Origin of the sequence: Rudanella paleaurantiibacter (assembly GCF_009184635.1) — a bacterium.
Taxonomy (GTDB): domain Bacteria; phylum Bacteroidota; class Bacteroidia; order Cytophagales; family Spirosomataceae; genus Rudanella; species Rudanella paleaurantiibacter.
Window position 1 is genome coordinate 124,157 of sequence record NZ_WELI01000012.1, and the last position, 25,207, is coordinate 149,363.

19 protein-coding genes are annotated in these 25,207 nt (G+C 54.8%); 6 read left to right on the forward strand and 13 right to left on the reverse strand.

The window, feature by feature from the left end; translation table 11 throughout:
- Positions 1-313: 313 nt before the first annotated feature.
- A complete protein-coding gene (locus tag F5984_RS22975) occupies positions 314-3,286 on the reverse strand; it encodes a S9 family peptidase (protein ID WP_246169300.1) in 2,973 nt (990 codons plus the stop codon).
- Positions 3,287-3,377: 91 nt separating this feature from the next.
- A complete protein-coding gene (locus F5984_RS22980; protein WP_152126560.1) occupies positions 3,378-4,343 on the reverse strand; it encodes a YheT family hydrolase in 966 nt (321 codons plus the stop codon).
- A 155-nt stretch (positions 4,344-4,498) separates the two neighbouring features.
- Between F5984_RS22980 and F5984_RS22985 the strand changes: the two genes are divergently transcribed.
- Positions 4,499-4,936: a hypothetical protein gene (locus F5984_RS22985; protein WP_152126561.1), complete on the forward strand. Its 438-nt coding sequence runs from the start codon at positions 4,499-4,501 to the stop codon at positions 4,934-4,936.
- Positions 4,937-4,993: 57 nt separating this feature from the next.
- Here F5984_RS22985 and F5984_RS22990 read toward each other — a convergent pair whose 3' ends face one another.
- The 7 genes from F5984_RS22990 to F5984_RS23020 form a co-directional block, all read right to left on the reverse strand.
- Complete coding sequence (locus F5984_RS22990; protein WP_152126562.1) at positions 4,994-5,761, reverse strand: glycosyltransferase family 2 protein; 768 nt, start codon at positions 5,759-5,761, stop codon at positions 4,994-4,996.
- Between the two features lie 81 nt (positions 5,762-5,842).
- Positions 5,843-6,811: a glycosyltransferase family 2 protein gene (locus F5984_RS22995; protein ID WP_152126563.1), complete on the reverse strand. Its 969-nt coding sequence runs from the start codon at positions 6,809-6,811 to the stop codon at positions 5,843-5,845.
- A 444-nt stretch (positions 6,812-7,255) separates the two neighbouring features.
- Positions 7,256-8,185, reverse strand: coding sequence for a glycoside hydrolase family protein (locus tag F5984_RS23000; protein ID WP_152126564.1), 930 nt, complete (start codon positions 8,183-8,185; stop codon positions 7,256-7,258).
- Between the two features lie 47 nt (positions 8,186-8,232).
- Positions 8,233-9,930: a hypothetical protein gene (locus tag F5984_RS23005; protein ID WP_152126565.1), complete on the reverse strand. Its 1,698-nt coding sequence runs from the start codon at positions 9,928-9,930 to the stop codon at positions 8,233-8,235.
- A gap of 102 nt (positions 9,931-10,032) precedes the next feature.
- A complete protein-coding gene (locus F5984_RS23010; RefSeq protein ID WP_019988212.1) occupies positions 10,033-11,118 on the reverse strand; it encodes an NAD-dependent epimerase/dehydratase family protein in 1,086 nt (361 codons plus the stop codon).
- A 231-nt stretch (positions 11,119-11,349) separates the two neighbouring features.
- Positions 11,350-11,604, reverse strand: a complete 255-nt coding sequence (locus F5984_RS23015; RefSeq protein WP_152126566.1) for a hypothetical protein — start codon at positions 11,602-11,604, stop codon at positions 11,350-11,352.
- A 104-nt stretch (positions 11,605-11,708) separates the two neighbouring features.
- Complete coding sequence (locus tag F5984_RS23020) at positions 11,709-13,481, reverse strand: M3 family oligoendopeptidase (RefSeq protein WP_152126567.1); 1,773 nt, start codon at positions 13,479-13,481, stop codon at positions 11,709-11,711.
- 179 nt (positions 13,482-13,660) lie between these two features.
- Between F5984_RS23020 and F5984_RS23025 the strand changes: the two genes are divergently transcribed.
- Positions 13,661-14,059 carry a BlaI/MecI/CopY family transcriptional regulator gene (locus F5984_RS23025; RefSeq protein ID WP_152126568.1) on the forward strand — a complete coding sequence of 133 codons (399 nt, stop codon included), beginning with the start codon at positions 13,661-13,663 and terminating at the stop codon, positions 14,057-14,059.
- Entirely contained in the window at positions 14,043-16,187 is a 2,145-nt protein-coding gene (locus tag F5984_RS23030) for a M56 family metallopeptidase (protein WP_185155624.1), read from the forward strand. The genes F5984_RS23025 and F5984_RS23030 overlap by 17 nt, the downstream gene beginning before the upstream one ends.
- Positions 16,188-16,294: 107 nt before the next feature.
- Here the strand turns inward: F5984_RS23030 and F5984_RS23035 are convergent, their stop codons facing one another.
- From F5984_RS23035 to F5984_RS23045, 3 genes are all read right to left on the reverse strand, one after another.
- On the reverse strand, positions 16,295-17,368 hold the full coding sequence (locus F5984_RS23035) for a ferredoxin--NADP reductase (RefSeq protein ID WP_152126570.1): 1,074 nt from the start codon (positions 17,366-17,368) through the stop codon (positions 16,295-16,297).
- Positions 17,369-17,568: 200 nt separating this feature from the next.
- Positions 17,569-18,417: an N-acetylglucosamine kinase gene (locus tag F5984_RS23040; RefSeq protein WP_152126571.1), complete on the reverse strand. Its 849-nt coding sequence runs from the start codon at positions 18,415-18,417 to the stop codon at positions 17,569-17,571.
- Between the two features lie 22 nt (positions 18,418-18,439).
- Positions 18,440-18,700: a cytochrome b5 domain-containing protein gene (locus F5984_RS23045; RefSeq protein ID WP_152126572.1), complete on the reverse strand. Its 261-nt coding sequence runs from the start codon at positions 18,698-18,700 to the stop codon at positions 18,440-18,442.
- A 69-nt stretch (positions 18,701-18,769) separates the two neighbouring features.
- On the opposite strand from F5984_RS23045, the gene F5984_RS23050 reads away from it, so the two are divergent.
- Together F5984_RS23050 and thiL are read left to right on the forward strand one after the other, a co-directional pair.
- Positions 18,770-19,219 (forward strand): hypothetical protein, encoded by a 450-nt coding sequence (locus F5984_RS23050; protein ID WP_152126573.1) that lies wholly within the window; start codon positions 18,770-18,772, stop codon positions 19,217-19,219.
- Between the two features lie 68 nt (positions 19,220-19,287).
- On the forward strand, positions 19,288-20,319 hold the full coding sequence (gene thiL / locus F5984_RS23055; protein ID WP_152126574.1) for a thiamine-phosphate kinase: 1,032 nt from the start codon (positions 19,288-19,290) through the stop codon (positions 20,317-20,319).
- Positions 20,320-20,558: 239 nt separating this feature from the next.
- Here the strand turns inward: thiL and F5984_RS23060 are convergent, their stop codons facing one another.
- Complete coding sequence (locus F5984_RS23060; protein ID WP_152126575.1) at positions 20,559-21,644, reverse strand: mannose-1-phosphate guanylyltransferase; 1,086 nt, start codon at positions 21,642-21,644, stop codon at positions 20,559-20,561.
- A 277-nt stretch (positions 21,645-21,921) separates the two neighbouring features.
- On the opposite strand from F5984_RS23060, the gene F5984_RS23065 reads away from it, so the two are divergent.
- Positions 21,922-25,056 (forward strand): carboxypeptidase-like regulatory domain-containing protein, encoded by a 3,135-nt coding sequence (locus F5984_RS23065; protein WP_152126576.1) that lies wholly within the window; start codon positions 21,922-21,924, stop codon positions 25,054-25,056.
- Positions 25,057-25,207 lie beyond the last annotated feature (151 nt).

Consider the following 25,207-nt stretch of genomic DNA (forward strand, 5'->3'; position numbering starts at 1 on the left):
GTAAGTGTAGGTGCTTGTCGTAAATTAAATGTCAGTTAACGTTACTTGTGAATATAAAAATAGCCGGCCTGTATGTGCTTAACAGGCTCGGCTATTGGGGTAATATGACCGACGGTGAGGTCGGAAAAACAAGAAGAATTCAAATAAGCAGAGTGAGGCAGTACGTGCAGATACCGGGTTGGGTATCTGCACGCGCCTACGCAGACCGGCGGCATGAAGTTTAGTTAAGAATACAATGCGGCCAAAGCTAAGCATTCGTACGAATCAAACTCACTCATACCCAATTCTTTGAGGGAATGGCCCTACTTACTTCTCAATATTTCATTTCGCCCCGGTCTTTTTCCACGGCGCTGCGTCCTTCTTTCATCCAGACGGGCATGGGCGCATCTTTCAGGTAATGGTCAAAGAACTGGTACATCCGAATGCTCAGGTCTTTGGCATTGTGGCGTTGGACCAGATTGTGGTCTTCGCCATTATACACCACCATCCAGACTGGTTTCTGCAACCGGCGCAGAGCCGTAAACATTTCAATCCCCTGGTACCAGGGCACAGACCCATCGGCATCATTGTGCATCAGCATGAGGGGCGTCTGAACGCGGTCGGCGTAAAACAGCGGAGAGTTCTCGATGTAATGCATCGGTTTTTCCCACAGTGTACCCCCAATGCGGCTCTGGGTTTTTTCGTACTGAAACTGGCGTACCAGACCCGTACCCCAGCGGATACCGCCGTAAGCCGAGGTCATGTTGGCAACAATGGCACCCGCCATCGCAGCCTTGAACAGATTCGTTTGGGTGATGATATACGCCGTTTGATAACCACCCCAGCTTTGCCCCTGAATGCCCAGGCGGTTGCGGTCGACAAAGCCCCGGTTTATCAGACTCAGCACGCCCGGCACAATACAATCGTAAGCGTTTTGTCCGGGGTTGCCTGTGGTGTACACAATATCGGGTACAAACACGAGGTAGCCGTTTGAGACGCAGTACGGAATATTGATGGTAGAGCGGCTGGGAGCCGGAAACTTGTAATCGGGCAGGGTTTCGGCGCTACGCTCGTAGAAGTACGTCAGCATGGGGTACTTCTTGTTCGGATCAAAATCTTCGGGCTTGTACAGAAGTCCTTCAAGGGCTATGCCGTTGGTGCCTGTCCATTTTACCAGCTCAACCGAGCCCCAGCGAATGCTGTCCTGCTGCGCATTGACCCGGCTCAGTTGTTGCTGGGTGGCAAACGTAGTGTCGGTTACAAAGAGGTTGATTGGCTCCTGGAAGTTGCCCCGGTAGAAGGTCATGGTCGGCGCGTTTTTGGCCTTGTTGATACCGAAATACCGGTGTGGGCTGCTTACCAAAACCTCGGGAGCTTTGGCAGATGCCACTCCGAGAGATGTCATCTCTTTTGTCGGCCGAATCCGCAAAATGCCGGTATGTTTGTCGCTCTCCCAGAATCCCGTCAGGTACAGGTCGGCGGTGGGCTGAATACCCGGCCGTTCGGCGGGGCGGTCGTCGCTATCGAGTTCTATCCGGCGCAGCCGCACTTTATTGGCCCGGCCCCAGCCGTTGGTCAGGTTGCGAGGTTTTTCGCGGCCGGTGGGGTCAATCTGCCAGATGTCGTAGCGGTCGTACACCCAGAAATAGGCGTCGTTGGTGGTCCAGCCCGCAGCGCCGTAGCTGCCCGGTAGGTTGGGGGTATCGTGCTCTTCGTCGAACAGTTTAGCCGGGAGGCCGCGCGTGAGATCAATGCGTTTCCCCTCCGTAATCGACCAGGCCCGCCAAAGGGTGTCGCGTTCGTCGAACCAGTAGGCGTACTTGCCTTCGGGCGAAATGCGCATCTCCGACGCCATAACGTCGTTGGCAATTTTCGTTTTCTGACCCGATTGGCTATCAATCAGGTACAGGTCGGTATGGCCGGGGTCCCACGAGCTTATCACCTGATACGGCATATCGCTCATACCCAGCAAGTACCGGCTATCTTTTTTGTAATTGACGGATACCGTGGGCACTTCGCGGCTGGCGAGCAAAACCACTTTTCCGGTCGCTGGATTGTACACCGTGGTGTAGCCACGCTCTTTCTCCTCCTTAAGTCGCTTTTGCTGCATGGGCTGCAAGCGCGTGTCAGTCCAGGTCCAGACATCCATTCGCACCTTCTCGTCGTCGGGCGTGAGGGTATCTTTCCGAATGAGCGGGGGCACGGGTGAGGTGGCAAAGTACAGCCGTTGACCATCTTCCGAAAACCGAACGGGTGCAAACTCGTTTACCGACCAGCCTTTTGGCAGGGCACCTGTGGTGGTGTCGGCAATAAGTACCCGGCCGGTACTGGCCCCGGCAACTGTTGGTGTTTTCGTGCGTCCTTTTTTGCTCGCCGGGGCGTTGGCTGCCGCACCAGCGAGGTTTTGGTAATAAAGCCGGAATGATTTCTGGTCGGCACCGGCCGAGTCGGCCGAAGCCATCCAGGCTACCTGCCCGCCTGTTTTGTCGACGGAGAGTCCTTTGTACACTTTATGCAGCCGGGTGGTGTCGATCACGCGGATTTGTTTGGTGTCGGTACGAAAGGCAAACACGCCCGGTACGAGGGCGTCGCCCGATTGGAGGCTGTCGATGATAGACTCGCGGGTGTACACAACCGCCTGCCCATTTTCCGACATGGTCATGTTCGATACGTACCGGGTTGTCTGGCGCGAACCATCGGCCATATTCAGCAGCACCAGGTCGTCGCCTTTGGGCTTCTTGGGGGCAGGCTTACGGCTGGCTGTTGCATTAGCCGGGGTTTTGGCGGTGGTGTCGCGGGTGGCTACGGGGCGGGCCGGGGCTTTGTCGTCTTTGCGTTCCTGCAAAAAGGCTACCCATGAGCCGCCATCTTTACCGAGTGCAAACGATTTGACATTCGGAAACTTCTGCGTAGCGCCCGTTCCCAGATTCAGCACCACGAGGCTGTCTTTGGGCATCTCGTCGGCTTTTTTCTTTTTCAGCTTGGCCTTGCGTGTATCGGCTATTGGGGCTTTGATTCGGGCGACCAGAAACCGGCTATCGGCCGAAAAGCGGGCTGCGTACCCGCGTGGAACGCTGTACTTGGTGGCTGGGGAGCCGACGCCTGTGACCAGCAACAGACCGTCGCCTTCCTGCGGGTCAATCTGGTACGAAATCCAGCGACCGTTGTCGGAGAGTTGCTCCAGCCGAACGCTCTGCCACCGGTCGTAGTCGGTATGATTGAGCGGTCGTTTAGTCAATTTGGGCGCTTGAGCGAGCGCCAAACTGGAAAATAGGGTGATGAAGCCTACGAATAGAGGACGTAACATAGAGGGTGTGCCGGATGATAAACGGCCGACAACGAAAATAGCAAAAACACCCCAGTTGGGCCGTTTTTGGGTTCAAAATACCCCCAATACCCTATAATTTTTCGGAAGCAAAGGCCAGAGCCCGGCGTTCGGCGTAGGTGAACGGGTCGCGCGGTTGCAGAAACCCGACGTGCCCGCCCAAAGCCGATACTTCGAGGTAAATGGTCGACCGTTTCTGAGCGAGCCAGGCAGGGCTGCACTCCGGCGACAGGATGGGATCGTTTTGGGCGTTGAGGAGTAGCACCGGAATCTGAATACCCGGCATGTAATTAACGGCCGAGGCTTGCTGGTAGAAATCGTGAGCGTCGCGGTAACCATTGACCGGCGCCGAGAAAAAATTATCGAAGTCCTCCCAGATCTTTACGTCTTTCAGGCGGCTCATGTCTAACTGACCGGGGTACAGGGCAGCTTTCTGGCTAATTTTGGCCGTTAGCTTTCGCATGAATCGGTTCCGGTAGAATCGGTTTGCGGGCAGGTCGAGGAGTTTGGCCGAAGCCAGCAGGTCGGTAGGAGCGGAGACTGCCACTGCCCGCCTGATTACGTCGGGGGCTTCATGGCCGTGTACGCCCAGATATTTAAACGTGATGTTGCCGCCCATGCTGTAGCCAATGAGCACGACTTCTTCGTAGTGTTTGGTACGGAGAGCGTGGGCGATTACCTCGCCAAAGTCGCCAATTTCGCCGTGGTTGTACAGCCGGAACGCGCGGTTCATTTCGCCACTGCACGAGCGGCAGTTCCAGGCCAATGCATCGTACCCGGCCTGCGTAAACAGACGGGCCGTACCCCGGATGTAATGCCGCTGGCTATCGCCTTCCAGGCCGTGAGTCAGCACAACAAGCAGCCGGTTGCCGCCATCCACCCAGTCGAGGTCTACAAAATCGCCATCGGAGAGAGTGAGTCGCTCACGTTCGTACACAACGCCCGGCACTTTGCGGGTCAGGCTCGGGATGATGGTTTGTAAGTGGGCATTGTACAGGTAGCGTGGAGGTCCTGCGTAAGCGGATTGAACAACAGGCATTTGGGGGACGGTTTATTGTTTTGGGTTTATAGTTTTTGGTTTGGTGTTCAGTGCTTTGGGCTTGCTCCTTCTGGGCACGCTCCATCTATCGCTAAAAACGGTAAACCAAAAACGATACGCTGCGTGTTGTTTTGTCACCATCATTCGCGTCAACTATGCAGTTTGCCAAATATATTTCCGTCATCTTAGCCAGTACCCTTAAATTTTTTGCGGGGCCATTGGCAGGTCTTGCTTTTGAGCTGAGCTGGGTCGAAACGGCCGTTTGTACCGTGCTGGGAATGATGCTGAGTGTGCTCGTTGTTTCGTTTGCCGGTGAACTGTTGTTTCGCCTGAGTCAACGCTTCCGCCGGACGCCCCCCCGCCGGTTCACTCGCCAAACCCGGTTGGCCGTAAAAATCTGGAAACGAGCCGGGGTGCTGGGCATCGCTTTTCTGACCCCCCTGTTGCTAACCCCAATTGGCGGTACGGCGTTGGCCGTTTCGTTTCGGGTTGAGCGTCCCCGGTTGTTTATGGCTATGCTGGCGAGTGCCGTATTCTGGGCTGTGATTCAGACCTTACTGGTGTATCAGATGCCGGGCGTATTTACGAAATAGCCCCGATCCGGATAGAAACAAAACCGGGCAAGCGGAGAGGCTTGCCCGGTCTGATCATTACCGGCTGACCGCTTTGGCGGGCTTGGCCGTCGATTTCTTGTTGAAGTCGCCCCGTGCGAAAAACTTCTCAATCAGGCAGTACATCAGAATAAAAAAGTACCGGCTGCCCATTTCCTTGATTTTCAGTTTCGACTCACCGTATTTCCGGTTTGTCCAGCTGTTGGGTACTACCTCGTAGGTGTAGCCCCGCACTATGGCTTTGAGAGGCAGCTCAATAGTGAGGTTGAAGTGGGGCGACAGAAATGGCTTTACGCCTTCGATAGTTTCGCGTTTGTACAGCTTGAAGGCGTTGGTGGTATCGTTGTATTTGATGCCCATCAGCACCCGCACAATCAGGTTAGCAACACGGTTGATGTATTTCTTGACCTCCGGGTAGTCGATTACCTTGCCGCCTTTGATCCAGCGCGAGCCAAATACCGCGTCGGTATCGGTTTCGAGCATCTTGTTGTAATACCGAACCAGGTCTTCCGGGTCGTCAGACATATCGGCCATGAATACCGCCACGCAGTCGCCGGTGAAGCGTTCGAGACCATACCGCACCGCGTATCCGAATCCGTTGGGGCCGGGGTTGGTATAATACACCAGCGTTGGTATTTCGGCTTTGAGGGCTTCGAGCACCCCGGCCGTGTTGTCTTTCGAGTTATCGTTGGTCACGCAGATCTCGTGCGGGATACCGTGTTTGGCCAGAGTCTGGTACAGGGTCCGGAGGGTGTGCGGAATAGACTCTTCCTCGTTGTAGGCCGGAATAACGACGCTTAGTTTCATAATGTGTGCTGTGGCTCTGCTCCGCCACGAGTCGAGTTCATAGTTAATGCGGCTTCCCCGTCGGCCGGAGTTGATTCGCGTTTATAATCGGTACGGCAACAGACGAATGGCGCTGTACACTTTCCGCAAGGGCGTGGGCACTACGTAATCCCGCACCACCTCTTTCACAATCTGCTTTTTGGGGTGCGCCATGTGCAGGTATTTGAGGGCATAAAAGGCCCGCCAAAAATAGCGGTCTTTGTACTGTTTGGAATCGAGCATCATGCGGTAGTACCGGGCAATGTTTTTGCGCAGTACCCGGTCGTATTTATAGTCGAGTTCCTTGTTGATGTTGCTGTACATCTGAATCCGGTTGCGGAGAAACTTTTCGTCCCACACGTAATCGTGGAAACTGGCTCCCGCCCGGTTTTTCCGGTACACCGACATTACATCGGGCATGTAGCCAATCGGTCCCATCTTGGCTTTCAACACCAGTCGCGGAATATCGCCACTGGTCGACAGTTTGAACCACTCCGGGTATTCGGGGATACTGTTGCGAAACAGAATACTCGACGTAGCCATGAACCAAATTTCGTCTTCGCCGATAAGGTCGTCGAGGGTGTAAAACGGCTTCATATCGGGCCCGTTGAGCAGATACGACGTACCTTCTTCCTCAAACGTCACCAGTGCATTATGAAATACGGCGGAGTAATCGGGGTGCGCGTCCAGATAATCGGCCTGTTTCTGGAGTTTGTGCGGGTCGGTCCAATAATCGTCGCCATCCATAATGGCGTAGTACTCACCCTGAGCTAGTTTGAGCGTTTCAAGGCAGTTGAGCCCCCCGTTCATACCTAAGTTGCGGGGTTGCAACACGGCCTTTACCCGACCGGGGTACTCTTGCTCGTAGCTCTGCACAATGTCGCGGGTGCCGTCCGTCGAAAAATCATCACCCACCAGAATTTCGACCGGAAACGTGGTTTCCTGCGCGAGGGCGCTGTCGATGGCCTTGCGGATGAAGTTCTTGTGGTTGTAAGTAATTACTAAAACGCTGACTTTGGGCTTATTCTGCATAGATACGCAACACCGCAAACGGGAGTAAATTTATACAAAGGTCCGGCTATGAGCCCGGAAATGCAAGGTGTATTCGTGTGTGGTTTTTACCACCCCCCAGCCTCGGAATACAGGACTGCTATCCTGGAAAGTTTACCACCCCCCAGCCCCCTCCTGAAAAACAGGAGGGGGAGCCGTAAGGCAACTTGACTTTGTTCAGTTAGCCCTCGCCTAACTCAGTTTTGGTCTAACCTCTGCTGAAAAACAAGAGGGGGAGCCGTAAGGCAACTTGATTTTGTTCAGTTAGCCCTCGCTTAACTCGGTTTTGGTCTAACCTCTGCTGAAAAACAAGAGGGGGAGCCGTAAGGCAATTGACTTCACAAGTTGTACGCTTCCTGTTCAGATTTCCCTCTCGCATCTCCCCCTCCTGTTTTTCAGGAGGGGGTTGGGGGGTGGTAAACCTGCCTACACCTCCGCTGTTGCCCAGCCGAAGCCCGATGCGCCAAATCCGTTGCCGTTGTAAAACATCACCCATTGGTTCTGATGCTGTACAATGTGGCAGTAGTCCATCATGAGCGAGTCCCAGCCATCGGCCGAACGCTCAATACCTGCTTTCTCGTCTTTACGCTCCCACGTGATTCCGTCGGTCGATTCGGCATACCCAATCCGGTAGCTACGCTGCACGTCTGTGCGGTAGTTGGTGGCGTTGCGGTACGAAAAGTACATTTTGTACAGGTCGCCGTCTTTATACACCGTTGGCCGACCAATGGCATCCGTAAACTCGTCGTAGCCTACGCAAACATGCCCCGTGCGTTCCCAGTGAATCCCGTCTTTCGATTCGGCGTATTTCACATCGTAGAAAGGCTCCGGCTGCCCGTTGATCACCTCAATTTTTGTGCACGACAGGTACCACATGCGCCAGTAGTCGTCGCGTTCACGAATCACGCAGGGCTGAGCTACCCACACCTGATCGAAAATGTACCGGTCGAGCAGCGGGCCCGTGAATTTGCGCTCGAAAGTGAGGCCTCCGTCGCGGCTGATGGCCAAACCAATGCCGAGCCGGTAAGCTGCCGTTTCGCTACGGTTCCAGCCGGTGTAATACAGCCAGATTTCGTCGCCTACGGGCAAAAACCACGAGGGCATGGCCCCCGTCTCGTCGAACATACCCACCGCACCTTTGGTCAGGCAGGGTTTGTCGTGTACATACACCACTTTCGACAGGTCGTTCGGGTCGAGTTCTACAAATGACGTGGCTGATTGTACGTCTTTGTCTCGGGTTGAAAAATACACCCGGAACCGGTCGTTCATCGGAAAGCCGAACGGAACCTGCGCGTGAGTCTGACTGAACGGCATCGAGCCGTCGGGTTTATAGATGAGTCCTTGTTTGGTCCACATAATGCTGTAAAAAATGGCTTACATCGGGCAGACTATAGCTGCCCATTTTATCTATTTGCGTTGAATCGGTCGTTGCGTACGTAAAGCCGGGCGTCGTTGAATAAACCCACGTAGCGGTAATTGGCTGAAACAAACTGGGCCAACGGGCTGATAATTTCGAAGCCCTGCGTTTTTCGGTCGTTCATCCAGAGGTTTTGGCTGCCTACCGCATCCACAAACACGGGCGGAAACGACCGTTTGAAATCGGCCACGTACCGGCGCTGGTAAATGTCGAGCATGGGGTGAGCGAATGTACTGCGGATGGTATGGTTTTCGGCCACCCCCTGTGGCATTTGGGCCTGCACGTAGTAATCGCACCGCCAGCCCCAAACCACCAGTTTCTCGCCGGGCTGCGCGTACTTCACAATCTCCTTCACTATATCGGCCTTGGGTAAATGCCAACCGCCCTGATTATCGGATGGGTACGGGTTCATGGGCGTTCCCTGCTGGTAACGGCTCAGCGCCTGCACACCGAAACTCAGTAGGTAAACCGCCACTAGGCCCAACCCCAACCACTGAACCGGTTGGTTATACGCCAGCAGTGCCGACCAGATGTAGGCCATCCACAACATGAGTGGCCCCATCAGAAAAAACAGATAGTGTACGTATTCTGAGCCGGTACGAGTAATGGCGTAAAATGTAATGAGGGTGAGCAGGCTCAGAAAACCCGTATAAAACAGGTGGTCGGCCCTGTTTGCCCGGTCAGCAGAGATTGCCGAAACGCCCAACCCGTTCTGGGTAGGTCGCGTAAGCTGGCTGGCAGCGAACCAGATAGCCAGTAGCGCAATTGTCAGGCTGACGAGCCACGCAAACTCGGAGCCTTTGCCGAAAAAACGAGGCAGGTGCAACAAATTATCGAGCTGATTGCCGCCAGTAGCGTAATTAAAGTTGCCCTCAATGTAAAATGTGACAAAGCTGTCGAGTTGGCCACTCACAGCCATGAACAACACAAACAGGGCCGGGAAAAGTAAGCTGCCAACCCCCAGAATAGCCAGTTGCCCAGCTTTTTGCGGTACCGAGAATGTGGGTCGTCTCAGTACATCAATGCCCGTAAACAGCCCTACCACCGCAGCCAGCGGAACCCCCTGAAGTTTTCCGAAAGGAACCATACCTAACAAAAAGCCAATCAGGAAAAGTTGCGGGCGGACAGGTACTGATTGTTGTTGCCGGGCCAGCAGATACGTAGCCAGTGCGAGCAGGACAATAGCTACCAGTTCGCTATTGTAGTGCAGAAAATCGCCGTTTTGGGTCATACCCAACAACAGAACCAGCGGAAAAAGAGCTAGTTGCGCCGACTGAATGCCAAACCAGAGCTGAGCGGCCCGGAAGGTGAAAATGAGAAAAAGAGCGATCAGACCAAAGGCCAGCAAGTGGGCCGAGATATAGTCGAAGGGGAGCCCCACCCAACTCGGAACAACCAGTGCATAACTATCTAGCGGCCCCCCCGTTGTTCCGTCGACTGACCGGAAGTAAACCGGGTCTTGCGCCAGGGTCATCGCCTGCGTAATCATCTGGCTTTCGTCCGGGTTAATTTCGTTGTTAAAACAGATGCTGGGTAGTCGGAGTAGAAAGAGCAGAACGAGCGAAAATGGCAGAAAAAGCCGGTTGCCCCATTTCGGCCTGAGCACCAGCCAGCCCAGCAAAAGCCAGCAGATCAGGTAGGTAGGCGTGAAATAGGACGTGGGCGACAAATTAAAGCCGGGCATAGTGTAGCAAGGTAAACAAGATGCTGTTCCGGGAATGGTTGGTGAGTAAACATAAAAAACGGAGCCAGATTTCTGGCTCCGTTGACGAACTTTAAAGCGTACTTACTTCGCAACGGCTCCGGTCGACTGAAGCCGCGCCACCATGCTGTCGTGAATCTGAGACATAGTCTCTTTCAAATCGTAGGTCCAGTTCCAGCCGGGGTAGTGCTCCTTAAATTTGTTCAGGTTCGATACGTACCAGATGTGGTCACCGATGCGGTTGGTTTCTGAGTACGTGTAGTTCATTTTGTTGCCCGAAATTTCTTCGCACAACGCAATAGCCTCGAGCATTGAGCAGTTGGCGTACCGGCCACCACCAGCATTGTACACCTCGCCAGCGCGGGGAGCCTGGTAGAAATGCCAGAACATGTTCACCAAATCCCACGAGTGGATGTTGTCACGAACCTGCTTGCCTTTATAGCCAAAAATAGTGTATTGGTTGCCCGTGATCGCACACTTCATGAGGTACGACAGGAAGCCGTGCAGCTGCGCACCAGAATGGTTGGGGCCCGTGAGGCAGCCACCGCGGAACACGCCCGTTTTCATGCCGAAATACCGGCCGTACTCCTGCACCAGAATATCAGCGGCCACTTTTGAGGCACCAAACAACGAGTGCTTGGTGTGGTCGAGGCTCATGTACTCGTCGATACCGTCCTTGAAATACGGGTGGTTTTCGTCAATCTCCCAGCGAGTTTCGGTCTCTACCAGCGGCAGGTAGTTCGGGTTGTCGCCATACACCTTATTGGTCGAGGTAAAGATAAACACAGCCTCGGGGCAGTGCTGCCGCGTCATTTCGAGCAGGTTGAGCGTACCGTTGGCATTCACGCTGAAATCAGTGAATGGCTCGCGGGCGGCCCAATCGTGCGAGGGCTGTGCAGCCGTGTGCACAATCAGTTTAATATCGGTGCCAAACTCGCGGAAAATAGGGTCCAGTTCCGAAACCTCCCGGATATCGGCAGAGCGGTGCGTATAGTTCGAGTACGAATCTTCGAGCCGGTTACGGTTCCACTCGGTAGAGCCGTCGGTGCCGAAGAAATACTGCCGCATGTTGTTGTCGATACCAACAACCAGATCGAATTTATCTGAGAAAAAGGCAACTGACTCGCTACCGATCAAACCCGCTGAACCTGTAACTAATGCAATATTCATAGCAAATAGCAGCTATATAGAGTTGTTGAATGGCGAAAAAATCCAATTGGCAGATTCTTTCTGTGCCTCAAAGTAACGAAGAAAAGTTATATCCCCCTATGCCGCTGGCTAAAAACTGATTAAGAGGATAAACGACCAACGGAGCGATACCCTGTTGGGCCGGTTGGGCTGTTAGTACAGACCCGGGCTCAACAGAGCACCGCTCCGTTGTAAAATGGGACATCAGGTCGGTTACGCACCTTCACCAATCGTGCCGGCACCATAGAGCTTCTCGCGGATTTTCTGCGTGCGCTCTTCCAGTTCAGGGCGGGGCGTGTATTTATTTTTTGACTGAACAGCCGCTGAATCCTTGTGTACGCCATACACATACTCATCGTTCTCGCGGACGTCTTTCTGACGAATCGAATTGTATTTCTGGTAATCACAGGCGGTTGCCACAAAACCAAGGGCGATCACCAGCGAAAGTTTAGTCAATGTGCTTTTCATTTGCTTGGTTGCGAATTCGTTGGCGCAAAGTTATAAAAGAGTAGCCAGTCGTCAGTCGTCGGTTGGGAGTTTTTTGCACAGCCCGGCCGATGTTGGCCTTTCAATCAGGCTGCCGGGGCCGAAAGCCGCGCTATTTCTTCCCAAACAAAACCCATCAATTCACTAATGTGCTCCTTCGAGAAATCGAACGGGACGTTAGCGGCTGCATAAATGTTCGGAATCGTGTCTTTGTAACCGAGGCTAAGTGCGTTCAGGTATCCTTGCAGGCCGGCTTCGGGGTTACGCCGGTAGTTGCGCCATACGCCAATGGCCCCCAGTTGCGCAATGCCGTATTCAATATAATAGAAAGGTACCTCAAACAAGTGCAGTTGCCGTTGCCAGATGATGCCTTTGTACCGCTCCAGACCCGACCAGTCGGTGACCGAATCGGTAAACTGATCGTAGATGCGTAGCCAGTTAGCCTCCCGCTCGGCGAGGTATTCGTCTGTCGGCCCGGCGGGTGGGTTTTCATACAACCAGTGCTGAAACTTGTCGATGGTGGCAATCCAAGGCAGCGTTTCTATAATCGATTCGAGATGTTGCAGCTTGGCCCGGCGGAGTTCTTCGGGATTATCGAAAAACACATCCCAATGATCCATCGACAGCAGTTCCATAGCCATGGAGGCCAGTTCGGCTACCTCCATCGGCGGGTTTCGGAAACCCTTCAACGGCAAATCGCGCGTCAGAAACGAATGGACCGCATGGCCGCCTTCGTGCACCATCGTGACCAGATCGCGCAGGCTCGATGTTGCGTTCATGAAAATAAACGGCACGCCAATCTCTTCGAGCGGATAATTATAACCACCCGGCGCTTTGCCCTTCCGCGATTCGAGGTCGAGGTGGTGCATGGCCCGCATGGTACGGAGGAAATTAGCCAATCGCCCGGCTCCGTCGAGCTTATCGAAGCACTGAATGGTTTTGTCAATCAGTTCTTCACCGCTCCGAAACGGTTCGAGTGCGGGCCGTCCCTCTACATCGACTTTTGTGTCCCAGGGACGTAGCTCGTCTAAAGACATAGCGGCCTGTCGTTCCTGCGCCAGCTTATCGAGCAAAGGCACCACCGTTTCGGCTACCGACTCGTGGAAGTTAAAACAGTCGGCGGGGGTATAGTCGAACCGGCCGAGGGCGGCAAACGCGTAGTCGCGGAAATTGGCGAACCCGGCATTCTGCGCCACCTCGTGCCGGAGTTTAACCAGGTCGGTCATGAGGGTGTCGAGTGTCTCGCGGCTGTCGTTCCGTCGTTGCCAGATAGCCCGCCAGGCTTCTTCGCGCGCGGCCCGGTCGGCGTGGTAGAGCCGATCCGATGCCTTGGGCAGGGTTATTTCTTCGGGCTCACCGGCCTCGTTGGGCAGTGTTACGGTCATGGCGCCCACGGTAGCTCCGTATTCGCGTTCGCGCGTTTGCAGCTCGGTTTGCAGCGGCACGTTTTCGTCGCGGAAAATCTCGATGGCTTTTCTCATGCCCCGGATCATCACGGCGTACTGAGGTTCTGCCGTCAGTTGGTCGATAAACGGGCTCTCGACGGTGCGTTTGTCGAGTTCGTTGCCGTACGTCGACAGGTGCGGCTGAATCTCTTCAACGAAGTAGTTGAAGCGTTCTACCAGCCCGGCGTCGGCCGTGTCGCAGGTCATACGAATATAGCGCCAGGCAAAATTTTCGGAGAGGTACGACTCCAGTTCGCTACGGTCGTGGAGCCATTGCCGCAGGGCGTCGGCATCGGGTAGGGGGCGGTTCAGCAGGTCGTCGAAAAGGGGTTTTACGTCTTCCCAGCTTTTGAGGTCCATGTCTTCGCCAATGAAAGGTCGTGCCGGACGGGCTATGGTTAGTTCTGTGGTCATATTCTTCTGGACGCAAACGCGGGCTTAGTGGCCAGCAACCGTGGTTGAGCCGTTTGCGTGACCTTATCTCGCGTTCCTATCCAGAACGATTTACGGTTTAAAAAAGATTTATTTCTCAAAAATTTGACATTACGAAATCTTTCGTACATGTTTGCTACGAAATCATTCGTAGATAGGTTATGCGTCCCACGGATTCTGAACTGGAGATTTTGCACGTGCTGTGGAAACATGGTCCCCGCACGGTGCGGCAAGTAAACGATGAGCTGAGTCAGCAACGCGAAATTGGGTACACCACAACCCTGAAGCTGATGCAGATTATGTACGAAAAAGGGTTGCTGACGCGTTCGGAAGAGGCTAAGTCGCACGTATACACGGCGGCTTTGAGCGAGCAGGAGGCCCAGCAGAGCCTGCTCGACCGGTTTCTGGAAACGGCTTTCAAAGGGTCGGCTTCGCAGTTGGTTATGCAGGTATTAGGGCGGCACAAGACCAGTGCCGACGAGTTAGACGAGATCAAACGACTGTTAAACAACCGCGTGGGCGGTCAGAAAGACGATGAATCCAATGAACTGGCTCAATAGTCCGGTGGCCGAGGCCCTCGGCTGGACTCTCCTGCATGCGCTCTGGCAGGGCTTTGCGCTTGTGTTGCCCGTAGCGGTTTGTTTTTACCTGATGCGCCGGAGCCGGGCTGTGTTACGCTACCGGTTGGGTATGCTGGCGTTGCTGGCCCAGTTGCTGGCGTCGGCCATTACGTTTGGCCTTTACTACGAGCCCAATACGGCGCCCAATCTGCTGTTAAGCAACGCGGCACTGGCCTGGTGGGCGCAGTCGCCCGTGTTAACCCGGCCTACGGGCCTGGCAGCGCTACAGTTGTTTCTGTCGGCGCACCTGGCTCAGGTGGTGGGGCTGTGGCTGGTGGGTGTGGGTGTATTTGGGCTCCGATTGGTGGGCGGTTGGGTATATGTACAACGTTTACGGAAGGCGGCTACCTTACCCGTACCCGCTTTGCTGGGTCAAACCATGGATAAGCTCACGCAACGGCTGGCCGTACAGGCCCGGTTGCGGGTATCGGCACAGGTGTCGAGCCCGGTGGTGGTGGGTTTGTTTAAGCCAGTGGTGCTATGGCCCGTGGGTCTGCTGTCGGGCCTGAGTGTGGCCGATGTGGAGGCTATTCTGGCACACGAGCTGGCGCACATCCGGCGGTATGACTACGGCCTCAACATGGTGCAATCGGTAGTGGAGATTCTTTACTTTTTTCACCCGGCCCTGTGGTGGCTTTCGGCGCGGGTTCGCGAAGAACGCGAGCATTGTTGCGACGATGTGGCCGTAGCCGTTGTAGGCGACGCCCGGATTCTGGCTCGTGCATTGGCGCGGGTGGAGGAGTGGCAGCGGGCTGGGGCCGAGACGCCCACCCTTGTGATGGCGTTTGCCGGTGGGCGGCAGCAACTGTTGCAACGGGTTCGGCGGATGCTGGGCGTACCTACGCAACCGCTTGTTTCGAATAGTCAACTGGCGGTACTTACGCTCATTACCCTGCTGAGCGTGAGTGTGTCGGTCTATGCCGTACAACAGAAAGAAACAGCTTCGGTAGCCGCTACCCAAAAGCGACAGGCTGATATGGCGAGGGTGTTTGCGGCCAGTCAGTTGCAGGCCGCTCAGGTGCGATCGGATGCGGTGCGCTTGGGTACTGCCCCGGCTGGGCAAGCAATGACCCGCCCCGAAACGTCCGGCGTCGACTCGGTGCGTAAAGGAGAGGTTAAAGCAGCCATGCCCCAGACGGAGATTGCTACCCAAATTACGCCTGTTGCGGCTCAGGATACGGCCCGAATGCGGGCGGCCCAAAAAGAACTCGAACTGCTGACTAAGCAGCTGAACGAGGTGATGAGTGGGCGTCAGGCAACCGTCGAGCGTCTGTCGAAAGAAATGGCCGAACTGACCCGCAAAAATAGCCAGTCGCAAAAGCAACTCGAACCGCTCACCCGGCAGTTGGGTCAACTGGCCCGGCAGCACAGTGCGCTAACACAGAAACTTGGGCCGTTAGAGCGTGAACTTAATCGGTTGAGTACCCAAAACGACGCCAGGACCCGCGCGTTGATCCGGCAGAAAGAAGCACAAAGCCGACAAGTACAAGGGCAGATGGAGCGGCTCGAAAAGCAGATGGAGAAACTAAGCGAACAGGTAGAACCCGCGCACACGCGTATGGAGCCTTTTTACAACCGTTTGGCCACTATCGGCGACTCGATTAACACCTTGTACGAACCGACTTTTGCCCTGACGGAGAAGATTGCTCAGCTGAGCGAACAAATTGCGGAAGATGCACATCGGCAGGCTGAGGTAGCGTATCGGCGGGCCGAAGAGGCTTTCCGGCGAGTTGAGGGCGAAGTGCGGGGGATGAGCCCAGCCGAGCCTCCATTTTCCCCCGCAATTCGGGAGCCCCGCGCCCCCAGAGCGCCCCGCACGCCACGGATGCCGCGTCCGGCACGGGTGCCCCATGCGGCTGTAGCCCCTGTACCGCCCCCGCCCGGCTTGCCGGTTCCAGCGGCTATAGCTCCTGTACCGGAGGTTCCCGGTGCTCCTGCTCATAGGCCTCGCCCTCCCCGGCCAGCGCGTGTTATCCGGGGGCGGGCCGCTCTGCAACCCGCCCCGGCGCCCGCTCCGGCTGAGGCTCCAAGCCCCGCGCCAAAGCCCCCACGGGAGCCAGAGGAGTAGATGATAAAAAACGGGTAAGGTTTTCGAAAACCTTACCCGTTTTTTATCATCTACTCCTGCAAGTCAGGCGTAGGAGTCGTTTTTAAGCCCTTCTGATTTAGAACAACTTAGTCAATTTCAATCACTACATCTTTGCCTACCGGGTGCGCCACGCAGGTGAGGATGTAACCGGCTTTCAGTTCGGAGTCGGAGAGGGCGTCCTCTTCGTCGAGCTTTACCTGCCCTGATACGCACTTGCCCAGACAGGCGGTACACATACCAGCCTGACACGAGTAGGGGAGGTCAATGTCCTGCTCCAGAGCGGCTTCCAGAATAGTCTGATGGGGCGCAACGGCAAACTTATATTCCGAGCCTTCGTACAGAATGGTCACTTCGCCTTCGGCCGATTCGGCCGCTGCGGGGTCTTCTTCTACCTCTCCCACAGCCGATTCGGTGGTGGCTGTGGCGTAACTTTCCTTGTGTACGCGGTCGGTTGGGATGCCAACGAGCGACAGCGCCTTGCGGGCTTCGTCCATCATACCATCGGGGCCACAGAGGTAAACATGGGCATTGTCGCGCTCCGACTGCGGCAACTCTTCCAGCAGTTTAATAATGGTGTGGCTGTTCAGGCGTCCCTCGGTACCGGTGTAGCCATACGTGGGCTGACTCAGTACGTGGGTGGTGTGGAACCGGGCACTGCCATAGGCCTGCTCCATGGCATCGAGGTGGGCTTTAAAAATAATCGACTCCTGATTTCGATTACCGTAGATAAGCCAAACCCGGCTGTGGGGCTCGCTGTGCAAAATCGACTTAGCCATCGAAAACAGCGGTGTAATGCCGCTACCCGCGCCAATCAGCACCACGGTTCGTCGGTTGGTAGAGTCGAGTTGGGGCACAAACGTACCCATTGGCTCAAGGGTCTCCAGCACATCGTCTTTCCGGATGCGGTCGCAGAGATAATTGGAAACCAGCCCACCCGGCAAGCGTTTGATCGTTACTGCCAGCGAGACATCGACGTGCGGTGAGCTCGACATTGAGTACGACCGGCGTACTTTCTGGTTGTTGATATTGAGGAGGAATGTCAGAAACTGACCGGGTTGGTAGCGTACTTCCTGACTGATGGGGTGCCAGAACTGGATCGTTACCGCATCGGGGGTTTCGCGGATGACGTCCTTTACTTTCAAGAAAAATCGATTAGCCATTATGGTTGATCCTGTGCGTTGTATTCAGATACAAAGGTACGGGGTTGGAAGGTAAACTACCGGGAGGGGGCAACGGTTTGTAATTTGTATAGTATTGTGGAATTGGTACGCGGATGACATGGATGGAGCCAATTTTCGCGGATTAATAAAGCAAATGGGCGTACATCTGCCTTCGCGTTCAATTGGCATTGAGTGGCTGATTAAATCCCTTGATGGTACTGCACCAGGCCATCGCCGGGGCTTTTGAGGATCTGACCCATTTGCCCACCCACGGCTTGCACCGCCTGCCGAAGCTGTTCGGCGAAATAATAACCCACCGACCCCACCACGTGTATCGGCCAGGCCTCATGCTCTGGAAAAGGGCGCACGTACGTTTCTAAAAACAGCACAAATGCATCGGTCACGAGCCGGTTTGCGTATGGATGGTTGATGTGTTCCGACAGAAACGGGGTGAAACCGGCGAAATAGCGGTTCGGAAACGGCTTTTTGTACGCATTGTCGAGCAGCGTGGCCCGGTCGAGCGCATACCGGTCGGTAAAAGCCTGCCGGAGCGGTTCGGGTAGCCGTTGCTGGAAGTAGTCGCGGACGAGGGTTTTGCCCAGATAGCCGCCACTGCCCTCATCGCCGAGCCAGAATCCAAGCGACTGAATGGTGCGGGTGATGGTTTGGCCGTTGTAACAACAGGCGTTGGCCCCCGTGCCCAGAATACACACAATACCGGGCTCGTGTCCGGCGGCCCCGCGCGCGGCTCCGAGCATGTCTGAAGCTACCAAAACCGTTTGACTGTTGGGGAAAGCCCGCCGAATGGCTCCTTCCACCACGGCGTTGGATTCGGGATTGGCGCAGCCGGCCCCGTAGAAATACACGGCCTGCACTGCCTGAGGCAACAGGTGAGGGGCCAGCTGGTCGGTGAGGGTCTGGTAAATGGCGTCGGTATCCTGATAATATGGATTCAGGCCGTTCGTTGTAAGCTGGTACGTCTTTTGCCCGGAACTGAGCACGCGCCAGTCGGTCTTGGTAGAGCCGCTATCGGCAAGGAGGGTGATCATAGTGAAAGAATAGAAGGACAACCTACGCCAACCGCCCAACGGCCGGGAATTTCTGAAAAACCCAGTCGCCGTGCGGGGCATCGGGGAGTTCGTCGGTCAGATCCTGACCCGCCCAGTGCTCGTAATGTTTACCGTTGCGCCACAGCCGTGAGGCCGAAACGTCGTAGATCAACCCGCGAAAGGCGCACCAGATTTCGTCGCGGTCCGAACCGTTCCGAAGGGCCAGCTGGGCGCGGGTGTAGGTAGGCAAACGGTTGGTTGAGTCGCCGGGCGTCACGTTCAATAGGTTGGGTTTTGTATGGAATCACAAAATTACTGTATCTTTAACCACTTAGTTTACGCATATCCGAATATGAAGAAGACTTCTCTATCAGCTCTTTTTTGCCTGCTGGCTTTTGTGACCCTGCTGACGGGCTGTGGCAAACCCAAAACTGCCCCCGTATCGGAGCGGATTGCCAAAGCCTGGACAGCCCGTAAGGTCGACGAAAACAGCACAACCGTGTTTACAGCAGGTGGTGCCAACAATGTGCGGCCCGGTTATACCAACTTCCGGCTCGACCTGAGCCAGTCGCCCAATGTGACGCTGGTAGAGTTTGATGGTAATCGATTTTCAGGGCAGTGGGAAGTACAGGGCGACAACCGGTTGATCCTGAAAAACCTGAATCCCCAACCTACCGGAACCAACGGAACCATTGAGTTTACCATCACGAACTTAGGTGATACAGAGGTGGTGTTGACGCGTACCACAGCCAGCCAGAAAACAGGCGGCACCGTGAATGTGTACACGCTGAAGAACCCGTAGCGAAAAAACTTAGTTGCTTTATAAGCCGTTCTGCTGACGAAAGCCGGGCGGCTTTTTTGCATTCATCCATGACGACAATCGATTCTATCGGCGAGTTTGGTCTCATCGACCGTATCCGTACGGCTACTGAGACACCTCAGCAACCGGGCACTATTCGGGGTATCGGCGACGATGCCGCCGTTTTTGCACTGAACGATACGGAGTACGGCCTGATCTCGACAGATATGCTGCTCGAAGGTATTCACTTCGACCTGACGTACACTCCCCTTAAACACCTGGGCTACAAAGCTGTAGCGGTTAATGTGTCGGATATTGCGGCCATGAACGGCCTGCCTACGCAGATTACCGTGAGCCTTGGGCTCAGCAGCCGGTTTACGGTCGAAGCCGTCGACGAACTTTACGCGGGTATTCGGGCGGCCTGTGCGGCCTATAAAGTGGATTTGGTTGGGGGCGACACCACGGCCTCGCGCTCAGGGCTGGTCATTTCGGTTTCGGTATTGGGTACGGTGCCCAAAGACCGAATCACGTACCGTAACACCGCCCAACCCAATGATGTGGTGTGCGTAACCGGCGACCTTGGGGCGGCTTACCTGGGTCTGCAACTGCTCGAACGCGAAAAGCAGGAGTATCTGGCCAACCCCGACATGCAGCCGTCGCTTTCGGAAGAAAGAGCCTATCTGATGCAGCGGCAACTCCGGCCCGACGCCCGCACCGATATTGTGCACGAGCTCCGCGACCTCGATATTACACCGACGGCGATGATTGATATTTCGGACGGGCTGTCGTCGGAGATATTGCACCTCTGTCGGCAGTCGGGTACGGGTGTCGTGTTGTTCGACGAAAATATCCCGATCGACGATCAGGCTCATCTGGCGGCTACCGAATTTGGCATCAGTGCGCTCACGGCAGCCCTCAACGGGGGCGAAGACTACGAGCTGTTGTTTACGGTTCGGCCGCAAGCGTTCGAGGCCCTTAAAAACCACGCCCGCATCACGGCAATTGGTTACCTCACCGCCGACCCTGCCCAGACTATTCTGGCCACCAGGGCCGGGCAGCAAACCCGCCTGCGCGCTCAGGGTTGGGGAGGCACCGGGGCATAGCCTGGGGGTTTTAAGGGGGTGAGCAAAAATTCTGGTGTATTTTCAACGCATTTAACAGGTCAAACTAGCGTATTGCTGTAGTTGACACTCGTTTTCAATTTACCCGAAAATTTATGCTCACCCCCTTAAAACAGACGCTTTTGTCATCCCGACGCAGGAGGGATCTTTCTAATTGACTGACTGTAAGATCCCTCCTGCGTCGGGATGACAAAAACGTAATCTAATTCTGCTTCACGTAGCTACACAAACGTTGCGCCTTGCTCTTTGGCCTCGGCCACAAACTGTTTCACCTTCTGTTCGTCGTCTTTGCGGCAGATCATGAGTACGTTATCGTATTCGGCTACAATGAAACCGTCGAGACCATTAACCACCACCAAGCGGTCTTTCGGCGCTTTAATAATGCAATTTTGGGTATCGTAGAGCATGGTATGGGCGTCTACGGCGTTCTGATGTTCGTCTTTCCCCGATACCTCGTACAACGATTTCCAGGTGCCCAGATCTGACCAGCCGAAGTCGCTCAGAACGACATACACATTGTCGGCCTTCTCCATAATCCCGTTGTCGATGGAGATGCTCTTGCAGAGTGAGTAAGCCTTATCGATAAACGACGTTTCCTTATCGGTTGTGTAGTGGGGTGTTCCTTCTTCAAACACCTCAGCCGTTTCGGGGAGGTATTTTCGGAACGCGGCCATGATCGCCTGCACATTCCAGACAAAGATGCCCGCGTTCCAGACAAACTCACCACTGTCGACAAATTGCTTCGCCAGTTCGAGGTGGGGCTTTTCAGTAAAGGTCTTTACCCGCAGTGGACGCCCGTTTTTACCGTCCGAATCGCCATCTGGAATGTACTGAATATAGCCATAGCCGGTATCGGGGCGGCTTGGCTTAATGCCCAGCGTCACCAGAATATCCTGGTCGGCCGTAGCCTGCAAAGCCGTGCCAATGGTACGCCGGAACTCCTCTTCTTTCAGGATAACGTGATCGGCGGGCGACACCACGATGTTGGCCTGCGGGTCGCGTTGGGCTATTTTATAGCAGGCGTAAGCAATGCAGGGGGCCGTGTTGCGCGCAATGGGCTCGCACAGAATCTGGTCGTCGGTGAGGCTCGGAATCTGCTGCTGACAAAGTTCCTTGTATTTATCGCTCGTTACGATGTAGATGTTTTCGGGCGGGCAAACACCGTCGAAACGGTCAACCGTTTGCTGGAGCATGGTTCGGCCCGTGCCGAGTACATCGTGAAATTGCTTGGGATTGTTGGTACGGCTGAACGGCCAGAAACGCGTTCCGACCCCACCCGCCATGATAATGACGTATGTATGGTTCATGATAAAAAGTCGTCAGTCATTGGTTGTCGGCTGCTTACTGAGACCGGCAACATATCGACAAAGTAACAGCAAAAAGACGTCAACCGGTTTATTTTCTTAGGCTGTAGTTTGGTTTTCCCGAAACACACCGATTTTATCATGTGTAGAGGCTGGCGTGAGTCCGGTAAATGGTCGTTTAATTTCAATCAAGCAAGATTTTTTAGAACAAAATGGATGATTTAATTAGCTTTGCTTGTAGTTGACAACAAACAATAGACCCATCAAACTGCATTCGATTATGCTAAAAACGCTTACTAATTCATTACGTGTTTTACCCTTACTGCTTTTGCTTCTGAGTATCAGTGCATTTGCTCAAGTAAATGTAAGTGGTAAAGTAACGGACGCCAGCACCACTGAACCCCTCGCCGGGGTGAGCATTGCCGTTAAGGGCAAGGTAGTTGGCACAATTACCGATACAAAAGGTAACTTTTCGTTCAGCACGAACACCCCGCCACCGTTTCAGATTGTGATCTCGTCGGTTGGTTTTCAGACTCAGGAAAAAACCGTAACGGGTAACGTTTCTGACCTGAGTATCGTCCTGTCTGAGCAGGTAACGGTGGGCGAAGAAGTGGTTGTGTCGGCGAGCCGCGTGGAAGAAAGCGTGCTCAAATCGCCCGTTTCTGTTGAGAAAATGGACATTCGTGCTATTCAGCAGACGCCCGCTTCTAACTTTTACGAAGGTTTAGCCAACTTCAAAGGTATCGACGTGGCTACGCAGGGCTTGCTGTTCAAATCGATCAACATGCGCGGATTTGGTGCTACCGGTAACCCCCGTACGGTGCAGATGATCGACGGGATGGACAACTCGGCCCCCGGTCTGAACTTTCCGATCGACAATATCGTGGGTATTCCCGAACTCGACGTGGAGAGCGTTGAGATCCTGCCCGGTGCAGCCTCGGCTCTGTACGGCCCCAACGCTATTCAGGGTTTGATTCTGATGAACTCGAAGAGCCCGTTCCTGTATCAGGGACTGAGCGCCAACGTGAAAACCGGCATCATGTCGGCCAGCAATCGCGACGTGGTCAACACGCCGTTCTACGATGCCTCTATCCGGTACGCCAAGGCGTTCAACAACAAGTTGGCGTTTAAGGTCAATGCCTCGTATTTGCAGGCAAAAGACTGGCAGGCCACTAACTACACGAACCTCAACGCAGCCGGTACAGCTACGGGTACGCTCGACCCAGACCGGGGCGCGGGTACCCTGCCGAACTACGACGGGATGAACGTGTACGGCGACGAAAACCAGCAGGGCATGCAGGCCGTAGCCAACAGCATTATTGCGAACCCAAACACCCCTGCAGCGCTGCGCACGCAGTTGCAGACGGCCCTGGGTGCCGGCTTGATTCCAAACGTGAACGTGAGCCGGACGGGCTGGCGCGAGCGCGACCTGGTCGATTACAACACCAAGAGCCTCAAGCTGAACGCGGCTATGCACTACCGGCTTACTGAAAAAATTGAAGCCGTTGGTCAGATCAACTACGGTTTTGGTACCACGGTGTACACGGCACAGGGCCGTTACTCGCTGCGTAACTTTGCGCTGACCCAGGCCAAACTCGAACTCCGGGGCGACAATTTTACCCTACGTGCTTACACAACCCAGGAGCGTTCGGGCGACTCGTACGCGTCGAGCTTAGCGGCTGTGTTTATGAACGAGGGCTGGAAACCCAGCACTACCTGGTTCCCGCAGTACATTGGTGCGTATGTGGGCGCTCGGGCGGCCGGTCAGGCTGATGCCGCTGCGCATCTCGCGGCCCGTGCTGTTGCCGATCAGGGTCGGCCACTGCCAGGAACGGCGGCTTTTGAGCAACTGCGCGACCGCGTGCGGGATACGCCGATTGTACAGGGTGGTGGTGCGTTTACCGACAAAACCAACCTCTACCATGCCGAAGGGGTGTACAATTTCAAGAACCAGATCAAGTTTGCTGATGTACTCGTAGGGGCCAACTTCCGCCAGTATCAACTGCGGTCGGCTGGTACACTCTTCGCCGATCTGGCCGAAGGCCGCACCGGTACTATCCCCATTAATGAGTACGGCGCGTTCCTGCAGGTGAAAAAGAGCCTGTTCAACGACCATCTGGCCATTACGGCTTCGACCCGTTACGACAAGAACGAAAACTTCAAAGGTCAGTTTACCCCCCGTGTCTCGGCGGTAGCTACGTTTGGTGATCACAACTTCCGGGTATCGTACCAGACAGGTTTCCGGATTCCGACTACGCAAAACCAGTATATCGATCTGCTGACCCCCCAGGCACGCCTGATTGGTGGTTTGCCCGAGTTTTACACCCGCTACAATCTGGCGAACTCATTCTCACGGACGAACGTGACGCAGGTTGGTGCTGCTATCCAGACTACGGCCGCCAGCCAGGATTTCCGTACCCGCCAGATTCAGGCCCTTACGGCTATTGTACAGCCACAGGTAATTGCGGAAGTTACGCGGCAGGTAACTGCCGGCGTGACGGCACAGGTCAACGCGGCCGTAGCGGCTGGTCAGATTCCGGCAGCGGCAGCGGCAGCAGCTATTCAGCAGGGTGTAACGGCTCAATTGGCAACGCCACAGGTACAGGGCCTGATTGCCCAGAACGTAACCGCGCAGGTAACGGCCAACGCGCCTAACTTTATTCAGGCACAGGCGGTCGCGGCCAATTTGGGTAGTCTGAAACCCTACCAGCGCCGGGAGTTCAAGCCCGAGCGAGTAGCCAACTACGAAATCGGTTATCGGGGTGTGTTCAACAAGCGTCTGTTTGTTGATGCGTATTACTACTACAGTGTGTACCGTGACTTCCTCGGTAGCGTAGTGCTGATTCAGCCAACGGCTACCATTGCACCGGGTATCCTGCCCGAAGCTTCTGGTGTATTCAGCGGCAGCACACGCCGGGCTTTCTCGATGCCGGTTAACAGCTCAGAGCGGATCACCGCATCGGGCTGGGCTATTGGTCTGAACTACTCTTTGCCGAAGGGCTACGTTATTTCGGGTAACATTGCCAACAACCAGCTGAATAACTTTACCCCGTCGGAAGAGCTGCAAACGGCTGGTTTCAACACGCCTAAGAACCGGTATAACCTCGGTTTCTCGAAGCGCCCAACGGGTAACTCGAAATTTGGTTTTGGCGTGACGTTCCGGGCGCAGGATGAGTTTGTGTGGGAAGGTTTCGGACAGCCTACCGAAGTAGGGGTACCGCTCTATGCCAACACGATTGTACCGGCTATTCGTAACTTCGATGCGATGGTGAACTACAAGCTGACCGGTCTCAAGTCGATCATCAAAGTGGGGGCTACCAACCTCGGTGGTAAGCCATACCTGCAAGCGTTTGGTAGCCCGTATATCGGCTCTACCTACTACGTAAGCCTGACGTTCGACGAACTGCTGAACTAAGGGTTCGGTCGGGCCGCGTAGGTCGGGCCGCGTAGGTTGTAAAAACACGCGTTACTAAACAATCGCCAGTAAACGGTATGCTAACAAGCCAGTCAGGTTTGGGAGCTGCCCTTTACTGGCGATTTTCTCGTTTCAGGGCAAAACTACCGGA

Excerpts from the sequence above, each read along its gene's own strand:
- F5984_RS22975 (WP_246169300.1), bottom strand. The coding sequence starts at position 3,286 with ATGTTACGTCCTCTATTCGTAGGCTTCATCACCCTATTTTCCAGTTTG.
- F5984_RS23065 (WP_152126576.1), top strand. The coding sequence starts at position 21,922 with ATGCTAAAAACGCTTACTAATTCATTACGTGTTTTACCCTTACTGCTT.
- F5984_RS23020 (WP_152126567.1), bottom strand. The coding sequence starts at position 13,481 with ATGACCACAGAACTAACCATAGCCCGTCCGGCACGACCTTTCATTGGC.
- F5984_RS23015 (WP_152126566.1), bottom strand. The coding sequence starts at position 11,604 with ATGAAAAGCACATTGACTAAACTTTCGCTGGTGATCGCCCTTGGTTTT.
- F5984_RS23060 (WP_152126575.1), bottom strand. The coding sequence starts at position 21,644 with ATGAACCATACATACGTCATTATCATGGCGGGTGGGGTCGGAACGCGT.
- F5984_RS22990 (WP_152126562.1), bottom strand. The coding sequence starts at position 5,761 with ATGAAACTAAGCGTCGTTATTCCGGCCTACAACGAGGAAGAGTCTATT.
- F5984_RS23000 (WP_152126564.1), bottom strand. The coding sequence starts at position 8,185 with ATGTGGACCAAACAAGGACTCATCTATAAACCCGACGGCTCGATGCCG.
- F5984_RS23005 (WP_152126565.1), bottom strand. The coding sequence starts at position 9,930 with ATGCCCGGCTTTAATTTGTCGCCCACGTCCTATTTCACGCCTACCTAC.
- F5984_RS22985 (WP_152126561.1), top strand. The coding sequence starts at position 4,499 with ATGCAGTTTGCCAAATATATTTCCGTCATCTTAGCCAGTACCCTTAAA.
- F5984_RS22980 (WP_152126560.1), bottom strand. The coding sequence starts at position 4,343 with ATGCCTGTTGTTCAATCCGCTTACGCAGGACCTCCACGCTACCTGTAC.
- F5984_RS23030 (WP_185155624.1), top strand. The coding sequence starts at position 14,043 with ATGAACTGGCTCAATAGTCCGGTGGCCGAGGCCCTCGGCTGGACTCTC.
- F5984_RS23025 (WP_152126568.1), top strand. The coding sequence starts at position 13,661 with ATGCGTCCCACGGATTCTGAACTGGAGATTTTGCACGTGCTGTGGAAA.
- F5984_RS22995 (WP_152126563.1), bottom strand. The coding sequence starts at position 6,811 with ATGCAGAATAAGCCCAAAGTCAGCGTTTTAGTAATTACTTACAACCAC.
- F5984_RS23010 (WP_019988212.1), bottom strand. The coding sequence starts at position 11,118 with ATGAATATTGCATTAGTTACAGGTTCAGCGGGTTTGATCGGTAGCGAG.
- thiL (WP_152126574.1), top strand. The coding sequence starts at position 19,288 with ATGACGACAATCGATTCTATCGGCGAGTTTGGTCTCATCGACCGTATC.
- F5984_RS23040 (WP_152126571.1), bottom strand. The coding sequence starts at position 18,417 with ATGATCACCCTCCTTGCCGATAGCGGCTCTACCAAGACCGACTGGCGC.
- F5984_RS23050 (WP_152126573.1), top strand. The coding sequence starts at position 18,770 with ATGAAGAAGACTTCTCTATCAGCTCTTTTTTGCCTGCTGGCTTTTGTG.
- F5984_RS23035 (WP_152126570.1), bottom strand. The coding sequence starts at position 17,368 with ATGGCTAATCGATTTTTCTTGAAAGTAAAGGACGTCATCCGCGAAACC.